Annotated in this window: 20 protein-coding genes and 1 tRNA gene; 13 read left to right on the top strand and 8 right to left on the bottom strand. The window is 72.4% G+C overall.

Features of this window, described 5'->3' with window-relative positions:
* Positions 1 to 215 precede the first annotated feature (215 nt).
* The 6 genes from IGS67_RS04295 to map all read left to right on the top strand — a co-directional run bounded on the left by IGS67_RS04295 (position 216) and on the right by map (position 5,659).
* Positions 216 to 1,559 carry a nicotinate phosphoribosyltransferase gene (locus IGS67_RS04295; RefSeq protein ID WP_235977788.1) on the top strand — a complete coding sequence of 448 codons (1,344 nt, stop codon included), beginning with the start codon at positions 216 to 218 and terminating at the stop codon, positions 1,557 to 1,559.
* 2 nt (positions 1,560 to 1,561) lie between these two features.
* Entirely contained in the window at positions 1,562 to 2,128 is a 567-nt protein-coding gene (locus tag IGS67_RS04300) for an isochorismatase family protein (protein WP_192278252.1), read from the top strand.
* Entirely contained in the window at positions 2,121 to 2,870 is a 750-nt protein-coding gene (locus IGS67_RS04305) for an NUDIX hydrolase (protein WP_192278254.1), read from the top strand. Before IGS67_RS04300 ends, IGS67_RS04305 begins: the two co-directional genes overlap by 8 nt.
* Complete coding sequence (gene nadE, locus IGS67_RS04310; RefSeq protein WP_192278256.1) at positions 2,867 to 3,682, top strand: NAD(+) synthase; 816 nt, start codon at positions 2,867 to 2,869, stop codon at positions 3,680 to 3,682. The genes IGS67_RS04305 and nadE overlap by 4 nt, the downstream gene beginning before the upstream one ends.
* A gap of 194 nt (positions 3,683 to 3,876) precedes the next feature.
* Entirely contained in the window at positions 3,877 to 4,737 is an 861-nt protein-coding gene (gene htpX, locus IGS67_RS04315) for a zinc metalloprotease HtpX (RefSeq protein WP_192278258.1), read from the top strand.
* A 154-nt stretch (positions 4,738 to 4,891) separates the two neighbouring features.
* Entirely contained in the window at positions 4,892 to 5,659 is a 768-nt protein-coding gene (gene map / locus IGS67_RS04320) for a type I methionyl aminopeptidase (RefSeq protein ID WP_102509426.1), read from the top strand.
* 8 nt (positions 5,660 to 5,667) lie between these two features.
* Here the strand turns inward: map and IGS67_RS04325 are convergent, their stop codons facing one another.
* The 4 genes from IGS67_RS04325 to IGS67_RS04340 all read right to left on the bottom strand — a co-directional run bounded on the left by IGS67_RS04325 (position 5,668) and on the right by IGS67_RS04340 (position 9,416).
* The gene (locus tag IGS67_RS04325) at positions 5,668 to 7,551 is read right to left on the bottom strand and encodes a hypothetical protein (protein ID WP_192278260.1); all 1,884 of its coding nucleotides are present in this window, start codon (positions 7,549 to 7,551) and stop codon (positions 5,668 to 5,670) included.
* A 73-nt stretch (positions 7,552 to 7,624) separates the two neighbouring features.
* On the bottom strand, positions 7,625 to 8,485 hold the full coding sequence (locus tag IGS67_RS04330; protein WP_192278262.1) for an HAD family hydrolase: 861 nt from the start codon (positions 8,483 to 8,485) through the stop codon (positions 7,625 to 7,627).
* A complete protein-coding gene (locus tag IGS67_RS04335; protein ID WP_192278264.1) occupies positions 8,482 to 8,922 on the bottom strand; it encodes a DUF3995 domain-containing protein in 441 nt (146 codons plus the stop codon). Before IGS67_RS04335 ends, IGS67_RS04330 begins: the two co-directional genes overlap by 4 nt.
* A complete protein-coding gene (locus tag IGS67_RS04340; RefSeq protein ID WP_192278266.1) occupies positions 8,922 to 9,416 on the bottom strand; it encodes a YajQ family cyclic di-GMP-binding protein in 495 nt (164 codons plus the stop codon). Before IGS67_RS04340 ends, IGS67_RS04335 begins: the two co-directional genes overlap by 1 nt.
* A 483-nt stretch (positions 9,417 to 9,899) precedes the next feature.
* Between IGS67_RS04340 and IGS67_RS04345 the strand changes: the two genes are divergently transcribed.
* A tRNA-Tyr gene (locus tag IGS67_RS04345) sits at positions 9,900 to 9,981 on the top strand.
* A 259-nt stretch (positions 9,982 to 10,240) separates the two neighbouring features.
* Here the strand turns inward: IGS67_RS04345 and IGS67_RS04350 are convergent.
* The gene (locus tag IGS67_RS04350; RefSeq protein ID WP_192278268.1) at positions 10,241 to 10,678 is read right to left on the bottom strand and encodes an SHOCT domain-containing protein; all 438 of its coding nucleotides are present in this window, start codon (positions 10,676 to 10,678) and stop codon (positions 10,241 to 10,243) included.
* Positions 10,679 to 10,785: 107 nt separating this feature from the next.
* On the opposite strand from IGS67_RS04350, the gene IGS67_RS04355 reads away from it, so the two are divergent.
* Positions 10,786 to 11,586, top strand: a complete 801-nt coding sequence (locus tag IGS67_RS04355; protein ID WP_192278270.1) for a CAP domain-containing protein — start codon at positions 10,786 to 10,788, stop codon at positions 11,584 to 11,586.
* Between the two features lie 4 nt (positions 11,587 to 11,590).
* Here the strand turns inward: IGS67_RS04355 and IGS67_RS04360 are convergent, their stop codons facing one another.
* A complete protein-coding gene (locus IGS67_RS04360) occupies positions 11,591 to 12,352 on the bottom strand; it encodes a uracil-DNA glycosylase (RefSeq protein ID WP_192278272.1) in 762 nt (253 codons plus the stop codon).
* On the opposite strand from IGS67_RS04360, the gene IGS67_RS04365 reads away from it, so the two are divergent.
* Entirely contained in the window at positions 12,351 to 13,346 is a 996-nt protein-coding gene (locus tag IGS67_RS04365; RefSeq protein ID WP_192278274.1) for a PfkB family carbohydrate kinase, read from the top strand. The two genes, IGS67_RS04360 and IGS67_RS04365, sit on opposite strands and share 2 nt — an antisense overlap.
* 30 nt (positions 13,347 to 13,376) lie before the next feature.
* Here IGS67_RS04365 and IGS67_RS04370 read toward each other — a convergent pair whose 3' ends face one another.
* Positions 13,377 to 15,323 (bottom strand): hypothetical protein, encoded by a 1,947-nt coding sequence (locus tag IGS67_RS04370; RefSeq protein WP_192278276.1) that lies wholly within the window; start codon positions 15,321 to 15,323, stop codon positions 13,377 to 13,379.
* A gap of 185 nt (positions 15,324 to 15,508) precedes the next feature.
* On the opposite strand from IGS67_RS04370, the gene IGS67_RS04375 reads away from it, so the two are divergent.
* The 4 genes from IGS67_RS04375 to IGS67_RS04390 all read left to right on the top strand — a co-directional run bounded on the left by IGS67_RS04375 (position 15,509) and on the right by IGS67_RS04390 (position 19,667).
* Positions 15,509 to 15,775, top strand: a complete 267-nt coding sequence (locus IGS67_RS04375) for a GlsB/YeaQ/YmgE family stress response membrane protein (RefSeq protein ID WP_192278278.1) — start codon at positions 15,509 to 15,511, stop codon at positions 15,773 to 15,775.
* A gap of 104 nt (positions 15,776 to 15,879) precedes the next feature.
* Positions 15,880 to 17,781, top strand: a complete 1,902-nt coding sequence (recQ, locus tag IGS67_RS04380) for a DNA helicase RecQ (protein ID WP_192278280.1) — start codon at positions 15,880 to 15,882, stop codon at positions 17,779 to 17,781.
* A gap of 133 nt (positions 17,782 to 17,914) precedes the next feature.
* Positions 17,915 to 18,538 (top strand): thymidine kinase, encoded by a 624-nt coding sequence (locus tag IGS67_RS04385; protein ID WP_235977736.1) that lies wholly within the window; start codon positions 17,915 to 17,917, stop codon positions 18,536 to 18,538.
* A 373-nt stretch (positions 18,539 to 18,911) separates the two neighbouring features.
* On the top strand, positions 18,912 to 19,667 hold the full coding sequence (locus IGS67_RS04390; RefSeq protein WP_192278284.1) for a hypothetical protein: 756 nt from the start codon (positions 18,912 to 18,914) through the stop codon (positions 19,665 to 19,667).
* Positions 19,668 to 19,690: 23 nt separating this feature from the next.
* Here IGS67_RS04390 and IGS67_RS04395 read toward each other — a convergent pair whose 3' ends face one another.
* Positions 19,691 to 20,098 (bottom strand): hypothetical protein, encoded by a 408-nt coding sequence (locus IGS67_RS04395; RefSeq protein WP_192278286.1) that lies wholly within the window; start codon positions 20,096 to 20,098, stop codon positions 19,691 to 19,693.
* Positions 20,099 to 20,111: the final 13 nt, after the last annotated feature.

The following is a 20,111-nucleotide window of genomic DNA, read 5'->3' on the forward strand; positions in this document are numbered from 1 at the left end:
CTCCCGACGAGCGGCCCGTCGTGTCCCTGCACGTTCCCTAGCGTGCAGGAACACGACGGGCCGCTTCGTCTTTCTGACGTCCAGCGCTTCGGGACGCTGTCGGTCTGCCTCCGACGTGCTTGGGCAGGACGAGTCGCGGGGGCGCCGTCGGGGCATCGGGTGTGAGATGGGGGTTGCGCCGTGTCCCGCAGCCGGGCATGATGCTCAATGTGAGTATGAAGGAGGTCGAGATGCGACAAGGCCGCTCACGGCACAGCGACACCCCGTCCCTCAAGACGGACCACTACGAGCTCACCATGCTCCAGGCAGCCCTCGCCTCGGGCGTCGCCCACCGGCGCGCGGTCTTCGAGCTCTTCACCCGCCGGCTACCATCCGGACGCCGCTACGGCGTCGTCGCCGGCATCGGCCGCGCCCTCGAGGCCGTCGCCGACTTCCGGTTCGACGACGCCCAGATCGCGTTCCTCCGCGAGAACGCCGTCGTCGACACCCCGACGCTCGACTACCTCGCCGCCTACCGGTTTACCGGATCGATCCACACGTACCGCGAAGGGGAGCTCTTCTTCCCGCAGTCGCCCATCGTCACCGTCGAAGGCACGTTCGGCGAGGCGGTGCTCCTCGAGACGCTCCTGCTGTCGATCCTCAACCACGACTCGGCGGTCGCGTCGGCCGCGTCCCGCATGGTCACCGCCGCGGCAGGCGCCAGCATCATCGAGATGGGCTCACGCCGCACGGGCGACGAAGCCGCGGTCGTCGCGGCCCGCGCGACGTACGTCGCCGGGTTCGGCGCAACCTCGAACCTCGAGGCCGGCTACCGCTACGGCATCCCGACGACGGGCACCGCCGCGCACGCGTTCACGCTCGCGCACGACTCCGAGCCCGAGGCCTTCGCCGCGCAGGTCGCGTCCCTCGGCGCCGGCACGACGCTCCTCGTCGACACGTACGACATCCCCACCGGCATTCGCAACGCGGTCGCGGCTGGCGGCACGAGCCTCGGCGGCATCCGCATCGACTCGGGTGACCTTTACGTCGAGACGACGCGCGCCCGCGCGCTGCTCGACGAGCTCGGCGCGACGAGCACGAAGATCGTCGTCTCGAGCGACCTCGACGAGTACGTTATCGACGACCTCGTCTCGCAGGGCGCCCCCATCGACGGCTACGGCATCGGCACGCGCGTCGTCACCGGCTCGGGCGCCCCGACCGCCTCGATGGTCTACAAGCTCGTCGAGATCGAGGGTCCCGACGGCCAGATGCGACCCGTCGCCAAGAAGTCCGCGGACAAGGCGTCCGTCGGCGGCTTCAAGGACGCGACGCGCGTCCTCGACGCGCACGGCGTCGCTGTCGCCGAGCTCGCGGTCCCGCGTGCCGCGGGTACGGCCACGAACCACCCGGCGGGCACGACGACCCGTGACCTCCAGGTCACCTACGTCCGCGACGGCAAGATCGCCGACCTGCCGACGCTCGACGAGGTCCGCGCCCACCACCGGGCAGCGCTCGCCGAGCTGCCCCCGAGCGCCCTCGACGTCGTCGCGGGCACCCCCTACCTCACGGCAAGGAGCTGAAGATGGCACGCGCACTCATCGTCGTCGACGTCCAGAACGACTTCTGCGAGGGCGGCGCCCTCGGCGTCACCGGCGGCAACGACGTCGCCCGCGACGTCGCCGCGAAGATCGGCGAGGGCGGCTACGACCTCGTCGTCACGACGCAGGACTGGCACGTCGACCCGGGCACGCACTGGTCCGCGACCCCCGACTACCTCGACACGTGGCCGGTCCACTGCGAGGCTGGCACCCCCGGTGCCGAGCTCCACCCGGCTGTCGCCGCCGCGCTCGCCGCGACGGACATGCCCGTCGTGGGCGTCCGCAAGGGTGAGTACGAGGCCGCATACTCGGGATTCGAGGGCGTCGACGCCGCGGGGCGGACCCTCGCCGAGGTCCTCGCCGCCGCAGGCGTCGAGGAGGTCGACGTCGTCGGCATCGCGACGGACCACTGCGTGCGCGCGACCGCGCTCGACGCGCACGCCACGGGTCTTGCGACGACCGTCCTCGTCGACCTCACCGCGGGCGTCGCGCCCGGCACGACGAAGGTCGCGCTCGACCTGCTCCGCGAGAAGGAGGTGCGCCTTGTCTGACGCCGTCGCCCCCGCCGGGTACGACCCGTCGGCCTACCCGCCGTTCGCCGTGACGAGCGACATCGTCGTCCTCACGATCCGCGGCGGCGAGCTCTCCGTGCTCCTCGTCGAGCGCGGCAACGAGCCCTACGCGGGCTGCTGGGCGCTGCCCGGCGGCTTCGTCGACATCGACGAGCCCGGCGAGGAGACCGCCCGCCGCGAGCTCGTCGAGGAGACGGGCCTCGAGATCTCGAGCTTCCACCTCGAGCAGCTCCGCACGTACTCCGCACCGCAGCGCGACCCCCGCATGCGCGTCGTCTCGACCGCGTACCTCGCGTTCCTCCCCGACCTTCCCGCGCCCGTCGCGGGCGACGACGCCGCCCGCGCACGCTTCTTCGCGGTGCGGGACATCGAGGCGGGGGAGGTGACGCTCGCGTTCGATCACGACCAGATCCTCGCCGACGCCGTCGAGCGCGCCCGCTCGAAGATCGAGTACACGACGCTCGCAGCCGCGTTCGTCGAGAAGCCTTTCACGCTCGGCGACCTGCGCCGCGTCTACGAGTGCGTGTGGGGCACCCGCCTGCACCCGTCGAACTTCGCGCGCAAGGTGCTCTCGACGCCCGGGTTCGTCCGCAGCCTCGACGTGCGCGGCGCGAGCCAGTTCGAGGGAGGCCGTGTCGGCGCGCTCTACGAGACGGGGGACGCGACCGTCCTCCACCCCGCGATCCTGCGACCGACTGCTGACGAGGAGGACGAGCGATGAGCTCACGTGACTGGGAGGGCGTCCTCGACGCCCTGGCGGACGGCATCGCCCGTGCGGCGTCGGACGCACGCGTCGGTCGCGTCGTCGTCGGCGTCTCCGGCGGGCTCGACGGCGCTGTTGTCGCCGTCGCCGCAGCGCGCGCGATGCGCGGCGAGAACGTCCTCACGGCGTTCTTGCCGACGCGTTTCTCGTCGCAGGCGTCACGCGACGATGCGGCGGCGCTCGGCCGCAACCTCGGCACCGACCACCACGTCATCTCGATCGACGAGGCGTACGGCGTGCTGCGGTCCGCGGTGCAGGACGGCATGGCGGGCTCGCCCGCCTGGCCCGGCTTCGTCGACGGGGCGACGAGCGTCGCGGAGCAGAACATCCAGGCGCGCCTGCGGGGCACGACGCTCATGGCGATCGCCAACGCGACGGGCGGCATCGTCCTCAACACCGGCAACCTCTCCGAGGTGCGGACGGGCTACTTCACGCTCTACGGCGACGGGATCGGCGCGGTCGCACCGCTCGGGCAGCTCTACAAGACCGAGGTCCAGGAGCTTGCGGCGTGGATCAACCGGGAGAGCGAGGTCATTCCAGCGTTCACGGTGTCGCGGCCGCCGTCCGCGGAGCTCGCGGAGGGCCAGGAGGACTCCGACTCGCTCCCGCCGTACCCGGTGCTCGACGCGGCGCTGCGTGCGCTCGCGGACGGTGCGGGCAGGCCGGACGGCGTCGACGAGGCGGCGTGGGCGCGCACGCAGCAGCTCGTCGCGGGCGCGGCCTTCAAGGCGCGCTACCTCCCGCCGTCGGTCGACCTCCCGACGGACTGACGCGTCCGCTCCACCCTTCCCGACGGATTGACGGATCCCGCCCGTTCAACGGGCGGGATCCGTCAATCCGTCGGGGAGTGAGTCGTGTGCTGCGTGTCTCTGGAACGACCCGCCGAGCGTTCTCGTTGGACCGGTAGAGCGACGTCGGCAGCTCGGGGGCTCCACCACCCGACGGCGTCGCACGGGAGCGGCGTATGCACAAGCACTTCAACGGTCTCAAGACCGCGATGCTCTTCGGCGTCCTGTGGGCGGTGCTCCTCGGTCTGTGGGCACTCTTCTTCCGCAACAGCCCGACGATGCTCTGGGTGTTCGCGGGCATCGGCGTCGTCTCGACCGCGGTGTCGTACTGGAACTCCGACAAGATCGCGATCCGCTCGATGCACGCCTACCCGGTGAGCGAGCTCGAGCAGCCCGCCATGTACCGGATCGTGCGCGAGCTCTCCATGGAGGCGCGGCAGCCGATGCCACGCCTCTACGTCTCGCCGACGGCCGCGCCCAACGCGTTCGCGACGGGCCGCAACCCGCAGAACGCCGCGGTGTGCTGCACGGAGGGCATCCTCGCGCTCCTCGACGAGCGCGAGCTGCGCGGCGTCCTCGGGCACGAGCTCATGCACGTCTACAACCGCGACATCCTCACCTCGTCGATGGCGGCGGCGGTCGCGGGCGTCGTCACGTCGCTCGCGCAGTTCCTCATGTTCTTCGGCGGGGGCGGCGACGACCGGCGGAACGTCAACCCGATCGCGGGCATCGCCCTTGCGCTGCTCGCGCCGTTCGCGGCGGCCCTCGTGCAGATGGCGATCTCGCGGACGCGGGAGTTCGACGCGGACGAGGACGGCGCGCGCCTCACGCGCGACCCGCTCGCGCTCGCGTCAGCGTTGCGCAAGCTCGAGCGGGGGACGCAGGCGGCGCCGCTGCCGCCGACGCAGAACCTCGAGAACGTCTCGCACCTCATGATCGCCAACCCGTTCAAGGGTGGCGCGGCGCGCCTCTTCGCGACGCACCCGCCGATGGACGAGCGCATCGAGCGCCTCCACCGCATGGCAACCAACGGCTGACCCACCCCGCGTGCCCCCCGCGTGACCACCCCCGCGAGATAGCGCGCGTCGGACGAGATAGCGCGCGACGCGCGCTATCTCGTCCGAAGAGCGCTATCTCGCGGCCTCCTGGGGAGGGAGGGGGAGGGGAGACTGGCGTCGGTAGGATGGGTGCATGATCGAGCTGCGTACACCTGCCGAGATCGACGAGATGCGCGAGGCCGGCCGGATCGTCGCTCGCGCGCTCAAGGCCGTCGAGGAGGCCGCCGTCGTCGGCACCTCTCTCAAGGAGCTCGACGCCGTCGCCCGGGACGTCATCTTCGGCGCTGGCGCGACCTCGCCGTTCCTCAACTACCACCCCGACTGGGCGCCGACCCCGTTCCCCGGCGTCATCTGCGCGTCCGTCAACGACGCCGTCGTCCACGGCATCCCGAACGACCTGCGCATTGCCGACGGCGACCTCGTGTCGATCGACTGCGGCGCGATCCTCAAGGGCTGGGCCGCCGACTCCGCGACGAGCTTCGTCGTCGGCACCCCCCGCCAGGAGGACCTCGACCTCATCGCGACGACGCGCGCCGCGCTCGACGCGGGCATCGCCGCCGCCCAGGTCGGCGGCCGCCTCGGCGACATCTCCGCCGCGATCGGCCGGGTCGCCCGCAAGGCGAAGGTCGGCAACCTCGAGGACCACGGCGGCCACGGCATCGGCCGCGAGATGCACGGGGAGCCGTTCGTCCCCAACGAGGGCCGCGCCCGCAAGGGCATGGAGCTCAAGGCGGGCCTCGTGCTCGCGCTCGAGCCGATGTTCATCCACGGCGGCTCCGGCCGCTACACGTACGGCGACGACGGCTGGACGCTCTACTCGCGCTCGCGCCAGCGCGCCGCGCACGTCGAGCACACGATCGCGCTCACCGACGACGGGCCGCGCATCCTCACGGCGCTCTGAGAGGTCTCCTAGGCGAGCACGCTCGCGCCGAGCAGCGCGACCCACGCACACGCGAGCAGCAGGGGCATCGAGGGGAGCCACCGTGGCGCAGGCGGTGCGAGCACCCGGCCAGCGGCCCACGCCGCCTGCAGTCGTGCGGCGGTCTCCTCCGCGGTGCGGCAGCCTGCAATCGAGGGGATCGGCAGCGAGGGATCAGCGCCGAGGACGAACGCGTCGTCTTCCCCACCGGAGCGGGTACGCACGATGACGGTCCCGTCGTGCGCCGTGATTTCGGTGATCTCGCGCCAGGGCACGGGCTGCACCCGCAGGAGCTCACGGAAGACCAAGTGCGTGCGCCGGACGCCCGCGGCCGGCTGCACAAGCCAGGTGACGTGGACAAGAAGGAGCGGGAAGACTGCGGGCCTCAGCGTTTCCCACCAGCCGTTGCCGGGCTCGTCGAGGAGCCACCACATGAGGACTGCGGCTGCGGCGTGCACCGCGAGCATGGGAAGTGCGTCGTGGTCGGCGAACCAGCGGGCCGCAGTCGCGAGCGGCCCGAGTGAGCGGCCGTTGCGGTCTCCCGAATGATCGTCGCGGCCGTTCACCACCGACGCTGCCGTGAGGCTGCGTGATGGTGCCCGGAGCGTGCCGAGCAGGAGCGCGTCCGGCGCGCGCAGCACGACCTCGCTCATGACCGGGACGGAATGGAGCACGACGGCGGTGCGGGCTCCGTCGGCGACGAGCGCGGCGAGCCTGGGGTCGAGCGCATTCGCGAGATCGTTCTCGATCTCGCCCAGCCGGGCCTCAGCTTTCCATAGCTCGGTGAGCTCGTCGTTGGAGAGTTCGCGGGCACGCTCGCTCAGCGACTCGTGCCGAGCCTGCAGGTCTTCGGCCTCGGCAATCATCGCGGCAATGACGGGGTCGGACTCGAGGTCGATGTCATCAGGAGTCGCCGGATCCGTGAGCAGGGTGAGGTTCTCAACCTCGGCAATCACCCGTCCGTCCGGCGCTTCGACCCAGGTGGCGTCGTCGTTGTGAACGAGCGTGCACGCCGCTCCCGGCCCACGCGCGGCCGTGGCGAGCGCGTGCCCGTCACGTGCGCGCAAGCGCAGAGCGACGAGCAGTGCGGCGCCGATGCCACACCAGAACAGTGCCCCGGCGGGGTCGAAGGGTGTGCCAAGGAGTTCGGCGCGGTCGCGTGCGATGTTGGCGCGAACGGGCAGCTCGGCGCCGATGCCGGGTGGCGCACCGAGGATCTCGACGGTGAGGGGTGTGCCGTCGACGTCGAGCGTCGCGTAGAGGTCGTCGTCGAAGAGTTCGAGCACCGTGCCCGTTGTCGTCACGGTGGCCGGGTCGCTCCGGAACGCGTGCACGCGCGCCATATCGACGCCGGTCCACACGAGCCCGAGGATGATGAAGCCCGCGCCGAGGACGCGGGCAAAGATCGCCGGGCGACGCGCGGGCTTGGTGCCGTGGTCGATGGCGCGTCGTGCGGCGTCGTCGAGCGACGGCTGGGGAGTGCGTGGCCATGTCGCGAGAGCTTGGGCTCGCGCGCGGTGTGCGGTGCGGAAACCGACGGCCAGGGCGAGAGCGACGGCTGGACCGGCGAGCCCCCCCGACGCGATCGAGGATACGAGCACAAGGACGACGGCAGCGACGGCCTGGAGCACTGCGGCCCCGACGGGGCGCTGCCAGGCCAAGATGAGCGGCCACACCGTTGCCGCCACGATCGCGAGGATCTCGATGACGCTCGTGAGCTCCAGCACGGGTGGCGAGACGACCGGGGCGGGCAGGCCGTCGGAGGACTCCAGGGCGATACCGGCAGCGGTGATGACAGCGGTTCCGATGGCGGGTCCCAGGAGGTGCCACAGCAGCCGGGGGACCGGCGGGATCTGGGCGTATGCACTGCGCACGCGTGCACACTACCGGGGGTTGTGGCGTACGACGAAGACGGGCCGGGGCCGCCGGGGATGTGCACCCCGTGAGTCACATGAGGAGTTGTTCGAGGTAGGTGGCGACGCCGTCGTCGTCGTTCGACGCGGTGCGCGCATCCGCGGCAGCGAGCACAGCGGGGTGGGCGTTCGCGACCGCGACGCCGTGGCCGGCCCACGCGAGCATGGGGACGTCGTTCGGCATGTCGCCGAACGCCCAGACGTCCGCCGCCGCGAGACCGTGCGCCGCGCACCAGCGGGCGAGGCCCGCGGCCTTTGTCACGCCGGGTGCGGAGAGCTCGGCGAGCGCGTGCGCCCCCGAGTACGCGAGGATGGCGCGATCCCCGACGACGTCCGTGACGCGCGCGTAGAGCTCGTCGTGGCCGAGGTCGTCGTGACGCGCGAGGATCTTGCCGACGACGGCGCCCGGCCCGTCGTCACGCGGGTCGCCCGACGCGCGGAGCGTCGTCGCGACGTCGACGCTCCGCGCCTCGTCGGGCACGGGATGCGTGCTCACGAAGCCGGGGTCGTAGACGGGACCGTCGACGCGCTCGAGGACGAAGGCCACTCCGGGGATCGCAGCGCGGAGGTCGTCGACGAGCGCCGCGGCCGCGGCCCGCTCGAAGCCGTGGACCTGCTCGAGCGTGCCCGTCGCGAACTCGTAGACGGCGGCCCCGTTGAGGATGACGGCCGTGCCGTGCTCGCCCGCGAGGTCCGCGAGGGAGGGCAGCCAGCGCGGGGGCCGCGCGGTGACGAGGACGACGTGGACGCCGGCGTCGCCGAGACGCCGCACGACGGCGTGCGTACGCTCCGACACCGTCCCGTCAGAGCGCACGAGCGTCCCGTCGAGGTCGGTCGCGACGACGCGAGGCCGGGTGACGGGAGTCTCGCCCTGCGAGTGGGGACTCGGGCTCACGACGTCGCGCGGGCGCTGCGCGCGAGCCCGACGGCGAGCGCCGCGCACAGCGGCGAGTAGACCGTGAGGTCGAGCGTCCGGAAGCGAGGGCTCGTCGCCCGCAGCCCGAAGCCCGAGACGGCGATGCCGGCAGCCGCTCGTGCCGCGAGCACTCGCGCGGCGGTGCGAGCACCGCGCCGGGAGAGCCGCCCGACGCGTGAGCCCGAGGACGTCTGGGTCGCGACGACCGCTGCGCACGCCGTCGTCGTCACGAGACCCGCGACGGCGAGGCACGCCGCGGGACCGGGGCTGCCGAGACCGTCGACGCCGAGGAACGTCGCCGAGAACGCCTCCCGGTCCTCGAGCGGGAACGTTGAGCCCGCGGCCCACGCGACATGAAGGGCACCGACCGCCCCGAGGACGGCCGCCGTAGCGACCGTCGACGCGGGGACGGCCATCAGCGGTAGTTCGTGAACTGGACCGCGAAGTCCAGGTCGGCGCCCTTGAGGAGCGCCTGCACGGCCTGGAGGTCGTCGCGGGACTTCGACGTCGCACGGACCTCGTCGCCCGTGATCTGCGTCTTGACGCCCTTGGGGCCCTCCTCGCGGATGATCTTCGTGACCTTCTTGGCGTTCTCGCCCGCGAGGCCCTCCTTGAGGGTCGCCTCGAGGCGGTACTCCTTGCCGGACGCCTGCGGGCCCTTGTCGCCCGTGTCGATGGCCTTGAGGGAGATGCCGCGCTTGATGAGCTTCGTGTGGAAGACGTCGAGGATCGCGAGGACACGCTCCTCGGAGTTGGCGATCATGACGATCTTCTCGCCGGACCACGCGATCGAGGCGCCGACGTTGCGGAAGTCGTAGCGCTGCCCGACCTCCTTGATCGTCTGGTTGAGCGCGTTGTCGACCTCCTGACGGTCGACCTTGCTGACGATGTCCATGGAGGAGTCGGCCACGGTGTTCTCCTTGTGCGTGAGAGGGGGAGGGTTTCTGGTCCCAGCCTAGCCGCGCGTCCCGCGGTCGCGCGGGCGGCGCAGCGCCCGCAGCGCGTCGGCGGTGAGGACCGCGAGCGCGACCCCCCACGAGCGCGACGAACGCGCGCCACCGGCGCGTGAGCACGACGAGCAGCACGCTGACGACAAGACCCCACACGACGCGGTACGCGACGACCTCGACCGCGCCCGTGCGCGTGAAGAGGTGGAAGTACACGGGGAACATCCCCCACACGAGGTGGGCGCCGAAGCCCGCGGCGAGGCCCGTCCGGTCGAGACCGGGGGTGTGCGGGGTGAGTGCGGGGCTCGCGCTCATGGGCGGCGGCAGCGTCCCCTCGCGTGCTGGTCGGAGCGCCTCCGACCGGCTCGATTTCCGCTCGGGGCACTTCCCCTAGTATCGTGTGATCGCTCGCGAGGTGCGGACCTGGTCCACGCCTGCGGCGCATCGGCAGCTTGCCCGAGCGGCCAAAGGGAGCTGACTGTAAATCAGCCGCGTCATGCTACGGGGGTTCGAATCCCTCAGCTGCCACCGATGCCGAAGGCCCCGTCCACATGGACGGGGCCTTCGTCGTTTCTGGGGCACGTCGTGCTGTCGGCTAGGGGAAAGCCATCCTGACGGTGCCGGTCTCGCACGACGCGGGGGCGGTGAAGCTGTGGGGTGGCGTGAACGTCTGGCCCGCGACGGAGGAGCGGTCGCCGATCGCGTGGTCGCGCCCCTTGGCCCGGATTCTGGAGGTCGTCCGGTCCGCAGCGCCTTGGGGGAAGGAGAGGAGCGTCCGAGCGGGGGCTCAGCCGCCGAGAATCTTGGCGCGTGCTGCTGCGCGCTCGTCGGCAGTGATGACGCCGCGTTCGTGGAGGCTGTCGATCTCGGCGAGGCGTTCCTCGGTCGTCGCGGAGGGAGCGGTCGTCGCGGACGGGGCCGTCGTCGCGTCGGTCGGCGTCGCTGGCTGCATGAGCTGGGAGTCCATGAGTCGCGCGGCCATCTCGGTCTCCATGGTGAGGGGGTCGTAGCCACGGGCCTTCGCGAGCCGGTAGTTCCTTACGCCGCTGACGACGATGAGGGTGAGCGCGGCGACGAATGCGAGCCCGAAGAGTACGAGGAAGACGACGAGGTATGCCGGGAGGCCGTCGGACATGCCGGCGGTGCCGCTCGTGCGACCGATCTCGACGTCGGTGAAGAGATGCTCGAGCTCGGGCGGGATCGTCTCGGCGCGCAGGCATGTCATGCGTGCACTGTAGTGATCATCCGGCCTGTCCGAGAAGCGGTCCGGAGTATCCGACGTCTCTCGCTGCGAGGTTGAAGTCGGCGCGCGTGCCTGCCGATGCTGTGGGTATGCGTTCTACGTTCCGTCGCCGGTCCCTCGTCGTCGCGCTCGCGGCGGCGCTTGTCGTCCCGCTCGTCGCTGCGCCGTCGGCGCAGGCGGCGGTGAAGGACGGGGCGCGTCCGGCGTCGTACGAGTCGTCGGTCGTCGCACGCATGAACTCCGCCCGCGCGAAGGAGGGGCTGCCCGCGCTCCTCGAGCTACCTGCGCTGCGCACGGATGCGCGCCAGTGGTCGGCGACCCGCTCGAAGCGCGGTACGTCGGGTCGACTTGCGCACCAGTCGATGACGGTGATGAAGAAGGACACGCGGGCGGCGGGTTGCACGGGCGGCTACGCGGAGATCGTCCTCTGGGCGAGCCCGATGCCGTCGACAGCGAAGGTCGTGAGCACGTACCTCGGCTCGGCCGCTCACCGACGCATCGTGCTCTCGGGCAGGTACACGCATGTCGGCTCGGGCACGGTCGTCCGTGGTGGCGTCACGTACAACACGGTGCGTTTCGCGTCGGGTTGTGCGCGGACGGCGACGAAGGTTGCGGGCTGGGCGACGAAGCGCACGCAGACCGTCGGCCGCACGCAGAAGGACGCGATCACGGTGTCCGCGGTGGCCCCGCGCAAGGTGTACCTGCAGAAGCGTGCGGGCGGTCGGTGGACGACGGTGAAGAAGTACACGACGAGCCGCACGGGTCGTCTTGTCGTGACGATCCCTGCCCGGTCGAAGGCCGGGAAGGTCCTCTACCGCGTGCACGCACCGAAGACGGCGACGCACAGGGCGGTCTCGTCGGGGACGAAGACGGTGACGTACCGCCGCTGACGCGTCAGGCGAGGGTTGCGGCGAGGACGTCGTCGAGCATCGCCGGGGTGAGCAGCCCCGTGTACGTGTTGCGCGCGGAGACGTGGAAGCAGCCGTGGACGCGGAGCGTCCGTCCGTCGTCGTGCGTGAGGTCGAGCGTCGCGGCGTGCGCGAACCGCGGCCGGGGCCGCGGCACGTGCCAGCCCTGCTCGGCGAGCGTCGCCAAGAGCGCCTGCCAGCCGTACGCGCCGAGCGCGACGGCGTGCCGGAGCGTGGGCGCGAGGAGCTCGAGCTCGCGTGCGAGGTAGGGCGCGCACGTGCGCCGCTCGTCGGGGGTGGGCTTGTTGTCGGGCGGTGCGCACCTCACGGGCGCGACGAGGCGCGCGCCCGTGAGCACGAGCCCGTCGTCGGCGGACACGGACGTCGGCTGGTTCGCGTACCCGACGCGGTGGAGCGCGGCGACGAGCACGTCGCCCGACGGGTCGCCCGTGAACATGCGTCCGGTGCGGTTGCCGCCGTGGGCGGAGGGCGCGAGCCCGACGACGACGGTGCGGGCGCGTGCGTCGCCGAAGCCCGGCACGCCGCGGCCCCAGTACGTCTGGGCGGCGAACGAGGCGCGCTTGTCGCGAGCGACGCGTTCGCGCCACGCGACAAGCCGTGGGCACGCGAAACAGCCCGCGACGAGCGCGTCGACCTCCGGGAGGGTCGTCGCGGTCCGGGCGAGACCAGGGTCGGAGTGCGTCGGTGCCACCCCTGCAGTGTGCACCTCTGGTAGAGAAGGACGCATGACGCAGCTCCCGACGGTCCTCGCGTGCGGTCTCGCGACGCTCGACGTCACGCAGGTCGTCGACCGCGTGCCCGGCCCCGACGAGAAGGTCGTGGCACGTTCGCTCGCGGTCGCGGCGGGCGGCCCCGCGCTCAACGCGGCGATCACCGCGGCGCGCCTCGGCTGCGCCGCGACGCTGCTCACACGCGTCGGGGAGGGCGGCCCTGCGGCTGCGGTGCGGGCCGAGCTCGCAGCCGAGGGCGTCGCGCTCGTCGACGCGGCCGACGCCGCGTGGACGCTGCCCGTCTCGACGGTGCTCGTCACGCAGGGGACGGGGGAGCGGGCTGTCGTCTCGACGAACGCTGCCGGGCGTGCGCCGTCGGCCCCGGCGGACGTCACGCTGCCCGACGGCACCGCCGCGGTGCTCGTCGACGGCCATCATCTCGACCTTGCCCTCGGGGCGGCCGCGGCCGCGCGTGCTGCGGGCGTGCCCGTCCTCCTCGACGGCGGCTCGTGGAAGCCCGGCCTCGACGAACTGCTCGCGCTCGTCGACGTCGCGGTGCTCTCCGCGGACCTGCGCCTGCCCGACGGTCCGCAGGGCGCGCTCGACGACGACGACGTCGACGCGCTCCTCGCGGGCGTCGGCGCGCTGGGTCCTGCTGTCGTCGCCCGCTCGAGCGGGCCGGGCCCCGTCGACGTCCTCGTCCGCACGGGAGGTCGCAGCAAGCGGGGACGGGTCGAGGTGCAGCAGGTCGACGACGACACGATCGTCGACACGCTCGGTGCGGGCGACGTCCTCCACGGGGCCGCGCTCGCGGGCCTCGCCCGCCTGCCGCGCACGTCCCTCGCGCTGCCCGGAGCGCCCGCCGACCCGGGTCTCGTGCTCGTCGGGGCGCTCTCCGCCCTCACGGTCGCGACGCGCGTCGCGACCGCGTCCGTGCAGCATGCGGGCGCACGCGGCTGGACGCGCGACCCCGAGCTCGTCGCGACGCTGCGGGCCGCGCTCGACGGCTGAGCCGCGGCGCACGCACCGTCGCGTCGGGCGTCAGCCGATGCCGACGAGCGTCGGACCCACCGGCAGGACGACGACGCCGCCTGTCGCGACCCACGTGTCCGGCGGCAGGAAGACGCGCACGTCGTCGTCGAACGCCATCGGCACGACGGCACGGGTCGTGCGTCGTGCGCCGTCGACACCGACGACCGAGACGGCCTGGTCGAGGAACTCCATGCCGTCGCTCTGCTCGGGCGCCGGCGCGTCGACGCCAGGGACGGCCTCCGCGTCTGCGTCGTCCAAGGCTGGCCCGACACGGCCGCCGCCGTACGGCCTGGCGACCAGCGAGAGATCGGCGACGTCAGCCACCGGCTGTCCGTCCGGGCCGACGACGAGCAGCGACAGGCCCTCAGCAGACTCCTCCGTCGCGGGCGTCCCGGCGATCCCGGCCTCGGCGACCCAGGGCGTCACCTGCTCCCCGAAGCGGGCGGCACCCGCGTGGACGAGGCGTTCGCGCGCACCGGACGCGGAGACGATCCAGTCGCCGACGCCCGTGCGCTCCTCGAGCATCGCGGGCGTCGACACGCCCGTGCTGGTGAGCAGGTCGTCGCGGCGCCACGCGGCGCCGGGCAGCGCGGAGATCGTCGTGCCGTCCTCGGCGGAGACGAACGTCACCCAGCGCGTCGCGACAGCGGTGCTGCCGCCGGCCGGGGTGTCGCGCAGCGCGAGCGGACCGAGGGCGGTGAGCTCCTCGCGGCGGAAGGACCGCAGGAGGGTCCCGTCGGGGCCGGGCTCGACCGCGCCCGAGAACGAACGCCACGTGCCATCGGTGCTGCGCACGAGCGACTGGGACGAGCTGCGCGCGAGGATGCGGCCGTCGTGCGTGAGCGCGAGCGTCGGAGTGTCCTGGACGAACCACTGGGAGAGAAGTGTCGAGCCCGAGCCGAGGCACGCGAGGTCGTCCGCCAGCCCCGCCCAGTAGAGAACGCCCGTGTGCTGGAGGAGCGACGTGACCCGGCACGCGGTGGGCAGCGGGACGCGAGCGTCGACGGCACCCGTCGCGGCCTCGAGCACGACGATCTCCTGCAGCCCTTCGCCGTCCTCCGTCACCGTCTCGCACGCGACGAACGAGCCGGCGTCGAGGACCTGGCACGGTGAGGCCGACGGGGCCTCGAGCGGCGCGACCCACGCCGCACGTCCCGCAGCGGTGTCGACCCCGACGACGAGGGCCGCTCGGTCGGCCTTGACCGGCGCGTCTGCAGCGTCGAGCAGCGCCCGCCACACCTTGGCGCCGACGGAACCCCGTTGGACGACGACGACGGCCTCGGGCGCGGAGGCGTCGGCGACGCTCGCCGACATGCGCGCGGGCACGACCGAGAGCCCGTCGAGGTCCGAGTCCTTGACCCCCGCGTCCTTCGCGATGTCATCGAGGAGCTCGGCGGGCCCGAGCGCCCACCGCACCTGCGCGGAGCGCAGCGACACGTCGACCGCGGGAGCGGGCTGCAGGAGGTCCGCCCGGCGGGGGTCGCTCACGTGGACGTCCGGGATCGCGCCGAGGACGGGCAGTCCGTCGTCGGTCGTCGAGCCCTCGAGGGACGCGAGGAGCGTTGCGAGATCTTCGGCTGCGAGCGTCGGTGCGGGCGGGGGAGGGGCGGCCGGGTCGCGGTCGCGGAGGATCGTCCAGACGCCGCCGCCGACGAGCGTGAGGGCAGCCACGGCGCCGATCCAGCGTGCGGCACGCCGGCCGGGGCGGTCACGACGCTCGCGCGCGCGGTCGAGGACGTCGCCGTCGATGCGGGTCGTGACGTCGTCGGGCACGTCGGCCGGGCCCGGAGCGGCGACCGGTGCAGGGGGAACCACCGGTGCGCGCGGCGGGGTCTGTGCGGGGGCGGCCGCGTCGTGCGGGGCCGCCCCGGCGGACTGGGGGGCCGGACGACGAGCGGGTCGGAGTCCCTGCTCCTCCCACAGGTCCCGTCGTGCGGGTTCCGTGCCCTGCGTCATGCTCACCCCTGTCATCGCGGCACCGCTGCCGCACCCTCGCATGGTCCCGCACAACGTCGGGCGTCGTCCACCTTGGCACGGGCCGGGTCCCCACCCGCCGTCGTGATGCGCACCGCGGCAGCGAGTGGCAGTGTGGTGACACCTTGCACCGCACGGTGCGCGACGGGAACGGAAGGGGAATCACCATGGGTGAGCTCATCGGTCTCATCATTTTCGGCGCGGTCATCGGCGCCCTCGCTCGGCTCTTCATGAAGGGCGAGCAGCCCATCGGCGTCCTGTGGACGATCATCCTCGGGGTGCTTGGAGCGCTCGCAGGCTACTGGCTGTCGGACCTCCTCGGCGTCAAGGAGACGAGGGGCATCGACTGGATCCGCTGGATCATCTCGATCGTCCTCTCGATCCTCTTCATCAGCATCTACCTCGGGCTGCGCGGCGGTCGACGCCGCGACTGAGCACGTTGCGGGCAGCGCCCCCGTCCCGGACCTCACGGTCCGTGACGGGGGCGTTGTCGTCCTCACCTGTGCACGACGCACGCGTCGGCCTCGCCACGCCTAGGGTGGGCGACGTGACCCCGACGACCCCGCCCTTCGACCCTCGCCCGCTCGACGTCCTGCGCCGCATCTGGGGCTACGACGCGTTCCGTGGTGACCAGGCGGAGATCATCGACACTCTCGTGCGGGGCGAGGACGCGCTCGTCCTCATGCCGACGGGCGGCGGCAAGTCCCTCTGCTACCAGGTACCTGCGCTCGTGCGGGACGGCGTCGGCGTCGTCGTGTCCCCGCTCATCGCGCTCATGCAGGACCAGGTTGACGCGCTCGCCGCGCTCGGCGTCCGCGCCGGGTTCCTCAACTCGACGCAGACGCCCGACGAGCGTCGCCAGGTCGAGGCCGACCTGCTCGACGGCACGCTCGACCTTCTCTACCTCGCCCCCGAGCGGCTCGGCGTGCCTTCGACGCTCGACCTGCTCGGCCGCGCCCGCATCGCACTCTTCGCGATCGACGAGGCCCACTGCGTCTCGCAGTGGGGCCACGACTTCCGACCCGACTACCTGCGGCTGTCCGTCCTCCACGAGCGCTGGCCGGACGTGCCGCGCATCGCGCTCACCGCGACGGCGACGTCCGCGACGCGCACCGAGATCGCCGAGCGGCTCGAGCTCACGGGCGCCCGCCACTTCGTCGCGAGCTTCGACCGACCGAACATCCGCTACCGGATCGTCGGCAAGGACAACCCGCGCGCTCAGCTCGTCGACCTGCTCACGAACGAGCACGACGGCGACGCCGGCATCGTCTACTGCCTCTCGCGGGCGTCCGTCGAGCAGACGGCCGCGCACCTCGTCGAGCGCGGCATCCCCGCGCTGCCGTACCACGCGGGTCTCGATGCCTCGGTGCGTGCGCGCCACCAGTCGCGGTTCCTCCGTGAGGACGGGCTCGTCATGGTCGCGACGATCGCGTTCGGCATGGGCATCGACAAGCCTGACGTCCGGTTCGTCGCGCACCTCGACCTGCCGAAGTCCGTCGAGGGCTACTACCAGGAGACGGGCCGCGCGGGCCGCGACGGCGCACCAGCGACCGCCTGGCTCGCCTACGGCCTCGCGGACGTCGTCCAGCAGCGCCGCATGATCGACTCCTCCGAGGGCGACGCCACGCACCGCCGCCAGCTCTCCGCGCATCTTGACGCGATGCTCGCGCTGTGCGAGACCGTCGGCTGCCGCCGCGTCCAGCTCCTCGGGTACTTCGGCGAGGAGTCCGAGCCGTGCGGCAACTGCGACACGTGCCTCACCCCGCCCCGCACGTGGGACGGCACCGTCGCCGCGCAGAAGCTGCTCTCGACGGTCGTGCGGCTCGAGCGTGAGCGCGGACAGCACTTCGGCGCCGGGCACATCATCGACATCCTCCGCGGCAAGGAGACGCCGCGCGTCCGCGAGCTCGGGCACAGCACCCTCTCGACGTACGGCATCGGGGAGGACGTGTCGGAGGCCGAGTGGCGGGGCGTCGTGCGCCAGCTGCTTGCGCAGGGGCTCGTCGGCGTGGATGCGCGCGGCTACTCGACGCTCGAGCTCACGTCCCTGTCCGCCGCCGTGCTCACGGGCGAGCGGACCGTTCTCATGCGACACGAGGAGCCGCGCGCCTCCCGGCGCCCGGCGTCGGGCGGCGGCCGTGCAGCTCGTGCCGCCGCCGTGGCCGAGGGGCTCGACGCCGCCGCGACCGAGCTCTTCGAGGAGCTGCGCGCATGGCGCGGCGCGACGTCGAAGGAGCTCGGTGTGCCCGCGTACGTCGTCTTCCACGACGCGACGCTCCGCGAGATCGCCCAGCGACGGCCGACCTCGCTCCCGGAGCTCGCGACCGTCGGCGGCGTCGGCGCGAGCAAGCTCGAGAAGTTCGGGACGGGTGTGCTCGACGTCGTCGGGCGCGTGACGGGCGTCGACGTCGACACGGACGCGGGGACGCTCGAGCTGTAGCGCTTCGGGCCGACCCCCGGCTCGTCTACCCGCAACTTTCTGCCCTACCCGCGAGCTCAGACTTGCGGGTAGCGCAGAGACTTGCGGGTGCGCGGTGGCCCCGGCCTGGGCGGGCGGTGCTTGGATGGGAGGCATGAGCACGACGACGGGCCCGCGCGCCCCGCAGCATCCGGGGCATGTCGAGGTCGTCTGCGGGCCGATGTTCGCGGGTAAGTCTGAGGAGCTGCTGCGCCGTGTGCGACGTGCAAGGTTCGCGGGGCTCGCGGTCGAGGTCGTGAGCCACGCCGTCGACGACCGGCGCGGTGCTGGCACGGTGTCGTCGCACTCGGGGCTCGCGGTCCCGGCGGTCGCGGTCGGTGACGTCGCGGCGCTCGAGGCTCACGTGCGTGGCCAGCGCGCGACAGGGGGGCTCGACGTCGTGGCGATCGACGAGGCCCAGTTCTTCGGGCCCGACCTCGTCGACGCCGTGCAGAGGCTCGCGGGCGACGGGCTCGTCGTGCTCGTCGCTGGGCTTGACGTGACCTTCGAGGCGCGGCCGTTCGAGCCGCTGCCGAGCCTGTGCGCGCTCGCGGAGCGGGTCACACGGCTCACTGCCGTGTGCGGGGTGTGCGGCGCGGACGCCGCGTTCCACGAGCGGGTCGTCGCGACGCCCTCGGCGGCGGGGCGTGTCGAGGACGCGCGCTCGGAGCTCGTCGGTGGTGCGGAGTCGTACGTCGCGCGTTGCCGCCACCATCTTGCGGCGGCACCCTGGCGCTGACGCGTCGTCCGGCCGGTCGTCGCGGGCCTGGCGTCGCGCCCGGATGTGTCGTCGAGATGCGTGGCCGTGGTGCGGCAGGGGCGGACAGGGAAGCGCGCGGTCCTGGGTCGCCGAGGGGATGGCAACCAGGGACCGCGCGCGTCCGTGGCGTCGTGCGACGCGGTGACGCCCGGTGGGGGGGGCCAGGACGTCACCTCCACCGTAGGCAACGGCGACGCTGCGCGGCACCGGACGTTGGTCCCGGTTCGGACGGTGCGTGACGGGAATAAAGCGACGTCACAGGTGCGCAGGAGCGTGCCAGGGGCTCCGGGCCGGCGGTAGCCTGACGGCGAGCTGCTGTCGTACGCAGCCCGAGGAACGAGCGGAGTGGCGCGTGATCTTTACCGGAATCGAGCCGGTGGCGACGGGTGGCGGTCTGACCGAGGTGACGCTGACGGACGGGCGCCAGCTCGACCTCTACAACGCGGCGGATCTCCTCGGTCTGAACGTGCGTCCGATGTCCCGCGAGATCGTGCTGACGTTCCGCTTGATCGACGATGGGACGGTTCTTGTCTGGACCTTCTCGGGCGTGGGCCCATGCCGGTTCGAGGCTGAGGGATTCGCGTTCACCTCGCTCGAGCACCAGGAGTTCGTCGCGTTCGAGGTGGACGGGGACCCCGCCGCGCAGGATGCGTTGAGGTGGTGCTTCTCCTTCACGGACCTCGAACTGACGTTCACCGCGTGCGCGACCGTGGTGCGGGCCGCCGGGCCTGAGGCATCGGACGCCGAGACGTCGAGAGCGTCCGCTGCGGACGTCTACCTCGCTGCTCTCGGCCTGACCCTGGCACATGATGCGGGCCCGCTACCGGTTGATCCCGCGGTTGCGGGTCTGCCGTCCACCATGCCGTCGGACGAGTGGCGGCGCGCAGTCCGCGCGCGTGACCCACGGCTGCGGATGGACGCGCGGGGTGTTGACCTCGTGCTCGCCGGCGCAGAGGGGCGTGCGAGGGTTCGTGTGAGCGCCGGCGGTGGTGACGCGTGGCTCGACGCGTCCGGTGACGAGATCGTCCTGCGCGTGCCGACGTCGACCTGCCCGGACGTCGTCGCTGCCGCCGTCACCGGCGTGCTCGCAGGCGCGGTGCGGCGCTGACGCTGAGCCCCCGCCGTTCGTTCTTAGTTCGCGGGGAGCGACTCTTGAAGGTCGCGTAGGCTGCCGAGTTCGATCTGCTGCAGGATGGTGTCGTCGTCCCCACCCCAGAAGGGACTCCAGGGTGTGTTGTCAGTGTCAGTGTCTCTGCGGACGGCGAACTCTCCTTCGCGCAGGCCGACGCGGAGGACCGAGGGCGCCAACGAGGCGACGTGGGCGAAGTGCATCCATTCGAGCGGACCTTCGTCCTCACAGCCATCAGAGAGGTCCGGGACGTCGGACAGGTCCAGGTGCGCGAGGTAGATCCAGACGTGGTCGGACAGCCTCGCGATGCAGGTGGGCTGGGCCGTCCCGCTGACCAGGTCGCCCGAGACGAGCACGCCCGTCTCGAGGTCCGGAATGCGGCGACGTCGCCGTTCGAGCGCCTTGAACAACGGGAACGTCTCC

The sequence above is a fragment of the Flavimobilis rhizosphaerae genome (assembly GCF_014852685.1).
In the GTDB taxonomy this organism is placed as follows: domain Bacteria; phylum Actinomycetota; class Actinomycetes; order Actinomycetales; family Cellulomonadaceae; genus Flavimobilis; species Flavimobilis rhizosphaerae.